Below are 6,000 nucleotides of genomic sequence, written 5' to 3' on the forward strand. Positions count from 1 at the left end.
AGTTATTTATGTTTCGCCACAATCTACCGTTGAAAAAAATCAGCTTGCTAGCAGCCACCTGCGGGGGTTTACTCGTCACTCTCGCGACACTTTCCCAAGCCGGCGGCCCCCCGCCCCAATCAGGAAAACCCGTTTCCCAACCCACTCCCGCAGCCACTCCCGCCACTGGAAAGCCCGTGGACGAACCGAGTCCCACGGTGAGTCCCAGCCCCAACGGGATGCCCTCAAAACCCACAACAGACGCCCCTCCCCGCTTCCCGATGCCCGGTGCCCGAGTTACCCCAGCAGAGGGCATGGTAGTAATTAAACTGGTGAATACCACCAATGCAGTCATCAATTATCAAGTCGTAGGCGTGACCCCACCGCGCACTCTGGGCGAACAATCGGAAATTTTGCTTCAAAACATCAAAGTACCGATCACCCTCACTTACCAGCGTCCAGACGGCGGATTGCTGCTGGTTCGCCCCCAAGCCACCGCAATGCCGGGAATGTTGCAGGTGAGTTTCGGCGCGACAACTGATTTGGGCGCTGATACAAAATCGATGGAAATTCAAGAAGACGGGCGAGTATTCTTGAATTAAATCAAAAAAAAGGTTCGTAGTGAGGACTTTAGTCCTTCTTCATCCATCAAGAAAGGACTAAAGTCCTCACTACAAACACGGACTAATCCGAAGAATCTTCCTGATTAAAAGGCAAATCTTGATTAACTAAATCAATTTCCTCCTGTTCCCTTTCATTGATTTGACCGATATAAGACTTAAGAATTTGCGCCAGACGGTTGTTGTAAAATCTGTGCAAACTGTAGTTCGGCATCGCTGGAAAACCACGCCGTTTTTTGTGCCGCCCGCCCGCACCCGGATCGAAGGTTTTGATGCCGCGATCGATCGCCCATTCGATCGGTGTATAGTAACAAGCATCGAAGTGCAAGCAGTCAATTTCCTGCAAACTGCCCCAATAACGCCCGTAAAGTCGATCGCCCTTATACAAACAAAAAGACATACCCACAGGCTGTCTGTCATCTTCCTTATCGTAGGCGGCGACAAACAAAACGCGATCGCGATAATTGTGGTGCAACTGTTCAAAAAATTGCTTAGTCAGATACTTGCTACCCCACCAACCAAATTTATCGCAAGTATTCTCATAAAAAGCATACATTTGACCAAACATGGCTTGGGGAATTTCATCACCCGTCAGAGTTTTCAGCAACAAACCAGCTTTGTCAACAGCTTTGCGTTCGCGTTTGATATTGCGGCGCTGATTAGCATTAAAAGCGCCTAAATAACCGTCAAAATTTTGATAGCCTTGATTTTGCCAAATATAGCTGTGGTGCAGCCAAGTGCTGAAACCGTGGTTTTCCATGCGCTGCCGCCATGCTGGATCGACATACAGGAAATTGCAGCCGGAGATGTTGTGGCGATCGCAAAAATGGTCGATCGCGCTTACCATGACTCCCGTTAACTCATCCTCATCTTCCCCCGGCGCAATCAAAAACCGATAGCCTTCAGCGGGAGTAAACGGCGTCATTCCCATCAACTTCGGATAATATTGTACACCCAAACGTTGAGCTAAATCCGCCCATTGATTATCAAACACAAATTCGCCGTAGCTGTGGCTTTTGACATAAAGCGGCGCGCAAGCAATCAACTGTTTGTCTCGCCAGACTGTCAAGTGATGTGGTAGCCAACCGTTTTTACCTGTCGCGCTACCGGAGATTTCGAGATTATTCAGCCAATCCCATTCCATAAAAGGAGTTTTGAGCGGCATCGCCAAGGCATCCCAGGAGGATTGGGGGATTTCGCCTATTTTGCTAATCCAGGCTACAGAATATTGTTGAGTTTTTGGCTGTTGCAGCATAGGGAGATTTGTGCGTAGAGCGATCGAACTTCATTTAAGTTAATACAATCTCTCCTGCTTGTGTAATTATTGGCCACAGGCAAGATGCCTGTGCCACACAAGATGTGGGGTGGGCTTCTAGCCCGCCCCAACTCTATAATGCAAAAACACCTCTTGATCCACCTGTTTAACCGCCAAAAGCTCCAATTTCGGAGCCAAATCCGCCAAAAAACCCTTTCCCTCAACGGGAGTTGGCGCATCCACTCCGCCCAAAATTAACGGGCACACTGTCAGCCAAAGTTCGTCTACCAAGCCCGCAGCGAGCACAGATGCTACCAGTTTCCCCCCGCCCAGAATCGCCAACCGTTTGATACCGAAGCTGGCTAGCTGTTGAAACGCATCTATCCAATCAATCTCTCCATCCGTTGTTTTAGCATGGATAGTGCGATCGAACTTACAGATTGTGCCCTTGTCAATAAGCTTTTTATGAACAGGCAAGATGCCTGTTCCACAAGACAATTCATCCATTGTGGAACGGGCATCTTGCCCGTTGCTGACATCTCCCCCTCCCCCAGTCAGCAGCCATCGAGGTACCGGTTGCTGGAAAAATCGCAAGTTTGGGTCAAATTGGTGCGATCGCGAACACACGATTTGCACGGGTTGTGGCGGCTTCCCTGCGAGTTCCCGCTGTTTGAGCAAATCTGGCGAAATCACTCGCATCGTCGTTCCATAGGCTTGTAAAGTGCCGTTGCCGAACAAAACAGCATCGTTTGCCGCGACTTGTTGTTCGAGGTGGGCTTTGTCGTTAGCTGAACCGAATCTCGCGGGCGATCGCACTTTATCTGCAATCTTACCATCGGCACTGATCGCGAGGATTACTGTTGCATAAGGTCGATCGATCTTATCTATCATTAATTTATGGAACTTTCGCACAACATCATAACGGAAAAAGAGGACATGGCAGTGCCGTTTCCCTACCGTAAAATGTCGAATCGCCCGTTTCCCCAAAAGGCGATTGCCCGATCACACATAGTCATCGGCGACACGGCATAAGAGGAGACGACAATGCCGTGTCCCTACCCCAAAATGTCGAATCGCAACCACACATAACCACCACCCAATTCATTGTAGGGAAAGGGAACTTTGACAAAATTGGATATTTCTGCTATGATTTCCTGAAGTAAATCGCAATTAAAGCTCAACTATAAATGTATGGAAGCTGTAATTGAAAGCATTCTAGCTAATCTTAGTAATTAATTGATGAGTGGAATTAATCGCCAAATCACTCTTGACAGCAAGCACATTGCTAAACATTTGCCAGACACGCCACAAATGAGAAGATTGCTTAATAAAGGACGTGCTGCTCATGTTTTTAACAATGAGGCTACTATGAATCAGGTAGCTCAAGCTATAATAGAAGATGGAGAATTTACAGGCAAAATTCGTGGCTACGATCGTTATGGTCTGTTTTTTGTTGAATCAATTGGTTATAGAGTTGACCCGGATGGTAGCCATCTTTCACTTTATTATGGGGAGATAAAAGTTGATGCTGAAAACCGATACCACGCTACCCCTCGAAGCCGATTTAGTCAAGAATAACTGGGAGTTTACAGAGGTATGGATCGATCCAAATCTTTCGCCTCCTTATCTGCTTTTGTTACTCAGTGATGCTGAGGGAAATTGTCAGATTTACGATCCGGCTGAGGCTTATAAAGTTGTGTTTTCTAGTCAGAGTTATGATGAGGCACAGTATTGGCTTTTGGAGGATGAGTATGAACCTATGGAAGGCCGGCTGAGAGTGTCAGAGTTAGTTTGAATAATTGATGGTGAAAGGCGATCGCAAGGCCCCAGAAACCGGGTTTTTTCCGAAATACTTGCCTACAACCCACAGATTCGGGCAAAAACCCGGTTTCTTTGCTGGGTGGCGACGGCCCAGAAACCGGGTTTTTTACGAAGATACTTGATTTTAGTCTAGAAATTCGGTAAAAACCCGGTTTCTTTGTCGGAGTCTGTAAGCCCTGAAAAGCCCTCATCCCAACAACAACTCCTGAAACCGCACATCGCCGCGAATCCCATCAAAATCGGTATCAGAAGAGACGGCGGTTGAAACCGCGTCTACACAGGCAAAACCCACCTCCGTGGGTTGAAGATAATTTTTCTTAGTCCACGGAGGTGGACTTCGTTTGTGTGCCCGTAAACTCCGCGGTTTCAACCGCCGGGTGCTAATGATATCAGGCTGCAATTCTAAAGCCCGATGATCGCACATAACCATCCCAAACGTTGCAGAGAAGAGGAGACGGCTTGGCCTTTGTCCCTACCGCAAAATGATCGCCCGATATCGCATAACCACAACCCAATTCATTGTAGGGAAACGGCAATGCCGTGTCCGAATTTCTTCGGGCACAGCACATAATCACCGCCCCAAAAGATCGCCCTCTGAGGATATAATCATCGGCGACACGGCAGAATAGGAGACTGCACGTGCCGTATCCCTACCCCAAAAAATCATCGCAAATTTGTCTCAAACATCGCCCAAATCCCCCATTCCCTCCAAACGCAGGAAATGCACCCGGCCCAACGCATCGCCCGCTACAACTGTCACCCCATCAGGCGCAAAAGCACAGCCAAAAAACGCAGCTTCTCCGCTGAAACTAGCAACCTCTTTACCTGTGAGCAAATCCCAGACTTTCAGGGTTTTATCATATGAAGCGGAAATCGCTGTTTTTCCGTCTGGTGCGCTCGCCACTGCTCTTACCCAATCACTATGACCAGTGAGAGTTTTCAGTTCAGAGCCTGTCTCGGTGTCCCAGATTTTCAGGGTATTATCCCTTGAAGCGGAAATTGCGGTTTTGCCGTCTGGTGCGATCGCCACTGCACTTACCCAGTTACTATGACCCGTGAGAGTTTTCAGTTCAGAGCCTGTCTCGGTGTCCCATATTTTCAGGGTTTTATCATCTGAAGCCGAAATTGCGGTTTTGCCGTCTGGTGCGATCGCCACTGCACTTACCCAGTTACTATGACCCGTGAGAGTTTTCAGTTCAGAGCCTGTCTCGGTGTCCCATATTTTCAGGGTTTTATCATCTGAAGCCGAAATCGCCGTGAGGCCGTCTGGTGCGATCGCCACTGCACTTACCCAGTTACTATGACCCGTGAGAGTTTTCAGTTCTGAACCTGTCTCGGTGTCCCATATTTTCAGGGTTTTATCATCTGAAGCCGAAATCACGGTTTTGCCGTCTGGTGCGATCGCCACTGCTAGTACCGCGCCACTATGACCCGTGAGAGTTTTCAGTTCAGAGCCTGTCTCGGTGTCCCAGATTTTCAGGGTTTTATCCCTTGAAGCGGAAATCGCGGTTTTTCCGTCTGGTGTGATCGCCACTGCCCATACCAAGTCACTATGACCCGTGAAAGTTTTCTGTTCTGAACCTGTCTCCGTGTCCCATATTTTCAGGGTTTTATCCCCCGAAGCGGAAATCGCTGTTTTGCCGTCTGGTGCGATCGCCACTGCTGTTACCAAGAAACTATGACCCGTGAGAGTTTTCAGTTCAGAGCCTGTCTCCGTGTCCCATATTTTCAGGGTATTATCCCTTGAAGCGGAAATCGCGGTTTTGCCGCCTGGTGCGATCGCGACTGCTAGTACCGCGCCACTATGACCCGTGAGAGTTTTCAGTTCAGAGCCTGTCTCGGTATCCCAGATTTTCAGGGTATTATCATCTGAAGCGGAAATTGCGGTTTTTCCGTCTGCTGCGATCGCCACTGCTGTTACCTGGGAACTATGACCCATGAGAGTTTTCAGTTCAGAGCCTGTCTCGGTGTCCCAGATTATCAGGGTATTATCCCTTGAAGCTGAAATTGCGGTTTTTCCGTCTGGTGCGATCGCCACTGCTAGTACCGAGTTACTATGACCCGTGAGAGTTTTCAGTTCTGAACCTGTCTCGGTGTCCCAGATTTTCAGGGTATTATCCCCGGATGCCGAAATCGCCGTGAGGCCGTCGGGTGCGATCGCCACTGCTGTTACATAGGAACTATGACCCGTGAGAGTTTTCAGTTCTGAACCTGTCTCGGTGTCCCAGATTTTCAGGGTATGATCATAGGATGCCGAAATCGCCGTGAGGCCGTCGGGTGCGATCGCCACTGCTGTTACATAGGAACTATGACCCGTGAGAGTTT

At 48.6% G+C, this 6,000-nt stretch carries 6 protein-coding genes; 3 read left to right on the plus strand and 3 right to left on the minus strand.

The window, feature by feature from the left end; translation table 11 throughout:
- The first annotated feature begins 8 nt into the window (after positions 1-8).
- A complete protein-coding gene (locus tag QUB68_RS23570) occupies positions 9-581 on the plus strand; it encodes a hypothetical protein (RefSeq protein WP_332996995.1) in 573 nt (190 codons plus the stop codon).
- Between the two features lie 82 nt (positions 582-663).
- On the opposite strand, the gene QUB68_RS23575 is transcribed toward QUB68_RS23570, so the two are convergent.
- Complete coding sequence (locus tag QUB68_RS23575) at positions 664-1,854, minus strand: GNAT family N-acetyltransferase (protein WP_332996997.1); 1,191 nt, start codon at positions 1,852-1,854, stop codon at positions 664-666.
- A gap of 117 nt (positions 1,855-1,971) precedes the next feature.
- Entirely contained in the window at positions 1,972-2,745 is a 774-nt protein-coding gene (locus QUB68_RS23580; protein ID WP_332996999.1) for a RibD family protein, read from the minus strand.
- Positions 2,746-3,093: 348 nt separating this feature from the next.
- On the opposite strand from QUB68_RS23580, the gene QUB68_RS23585 reads away from it, so the two are divergent.
- Positions 3,094-3,432, plus strand: a complete 339-nt coding sequence (locus QUB68_RS23585) for a DUF6972 family protein (protein WP_332997001.1) — start codon at positions 3,094-3,096, stop codon at positions 3,430-3,432.
- Entirely contained in the window at positions 3,380-3,649 is a 270-nt protein-coding gene (locus QUB68_RS23590; RefSeq protein WP_332997003.1) for a hypothetical protein, read from the plus strand. Before QUB68_RS23585 ends, QUB68_RS23590 begins: the two co-directional genes overlap by 53 nt.
- 705 nt (positions 3,650-4,354) lie before the next feature.
- Here the strand turns inward: QUB68_RS23590 and QUB68_RS23595 are convergent.
- Positions 4,355-6,000: WD40 repeat domain-containing protein (locus QUB68_RS23595; RefSeq protein WP_332997005.1), on the minus strand; the 1,646-nt coding region annotated here is incomplete at its 5' end.

It is taken from the genome of Microcoleus sp. A006_D1, from assembly GCF_036702805.1.
Lineage (GTDB): Bacteria > Cyanobacteriota > Cyanobacteriia > Cyanobacteriales > Microcoleaceae > Microcoleus.